General features: G+C 48.9%; 1 protein-coding gene. It reads right to left on the minus strand.

Translation table 11 applies throughout. From position 1 onward, the window contains the following. Positions 1–402 precede the first annotated feature (402 nt). Complete coding sequence (locus tag ACO0LD_RS31690; protein WP_423013516.1) at positions 403–1416, minus strand: IS110 family transposase; 1014 nt, start codon at positions 1414–1416, stop codon at positions 403–405. Positions 1417–1508 lie beyond the last annotated feature (92 nt).

The following is a 1508-nucleotide window of genomic DNA, read 5'->3' on the forward strand; positions in this document are numbered from 1 at the left end:
GTCACCCATTAGCCCCCGATAGTCAAGTAGTCGAACCACATACTCGCAACACACCGCGATAAAATTTACCCCGCCACCACACGCTTGTTTCAAAATGCCGTCGTGCCTTTTGCTTCAACGTGTGGTTGCGTGAATCGCACCAGTCACCCATGTGGATCTAGCGAAACATAAAGCTGGATTTCGCCCAAGTAGCACAGCTACTCCAGAAGCATCTCAGTACCGCGTTGCGTCCAAGTGATGGGCAGATCTATGGCTACCGGATTCGGTTCCAACCCCTTGTGGCTCGCATTGCAGACGACTCATTGTAAAACAACGATTGTGATGGCAAATACTGCGTGTCCAATCAGTTCTGATGGCTTGTGATCCAACCCCAACGCCTGGCTCACGCAGTGCTGCCAACTCTCAGGTGAAACAACGCTCCACCGAAAAATTTTCCCCAGTCTTTAACATATGGAAACAAGCTCGTGCCAGTTTATGAGCCACCGCCTTGATGGCGATAATGCCGTTGCGCCTGGCTTTCTTGCGTTGATAGAATTTCTTTGCCGCCTCTGAATAACGAATCGCAAAATTGGCAGCTTCCACATAGGCCCATGCCAGGAAGCGATTACCGTTTTTAGTATTGCCTTCTCCCTTCTTTTTACCGTTCGAGGTATGCACACTGCCTACACATCGACAGTAGGAAACATAGTTGCCCACATCTTTAAAACGTTCGATAGAACCAGTTTCCAGCAAGATCACCGTTGCCAACGTATCACCAATACCAGCGACACTTTTGAGTAATGAAAACCCTGGGTGAGCAGCACAGACCATTGCCAGTGTTTTTTCGATCTGGACGATTTGCGCGTTAATGGCATGCATGACCGACAGATTTGCCTTAAGCGCCATGGCCTCCATCTCACCAAAACCCATCGTGTCTATCTCATCACAGGTCAGTTTCTTGATCAGATTAGCTGCCATATGTGCGCCATGCTGCTGGTCCATTTGTGTTTCTATCGAGAGAATTTGCACCGAACGTTGCTGTACCAATTGCATGCGTTTGCGTGCCAGGTCACGGCCACTCCTTAATTCTTTAGGCATGATATAGCCTGTAGGCAGTAAGCCCAGACGGAAGACATGCGCCAGATGCCTGGCGTCTGACTCATCGCCTCGATGTTTTAATCCATCATATTGCTTGATTGCCGTCGTATTGGCCAAGTGAACCTGATAGCCATGCTCTTGCAACCCATCCACCAGCCAGTACCAATTGAAGGTCGATTCCACGACGATACCAGCAAGTTGAGATTGATAAGGTGCCAATGCAGCACAAATCGTTTCCAGATCATTAGCCAGCCGCCTTGAGTACAGCACCTTGTCAGATTCGTCTGAAATAACCACAACGCTATTGTTCGAATGTAGGTCTATGCCGCAAAATAACATACCGTCCTCCCCGTTAAAGTTTCGTTCGCACCTTAACTTTACTCCTTTGGCTAACGCCAGCGGAGGGAGGCGGCTAGATGATTATCAGGTCT

Origin of the sequence: Undibacterium sp. Ji83W, assembly GCF_049340385.1 — a bacterium.
Classification (GTDB): Bacteria; Pseudomonadota; Gammaproteobacteria; order Burkholderiales; family Burkholderiaceae_D; genus Undibacterium.

Excerpts from the sequence above, each read along its gene's own strand:
- ACO0LD_RS31690 (WP_423013516.1), bottom strand. The coding sequence starts at position 1,416 with ATGTTATTTTGCGGCATAGACCTACATTCGAACAATAGCGTTGTGGTT.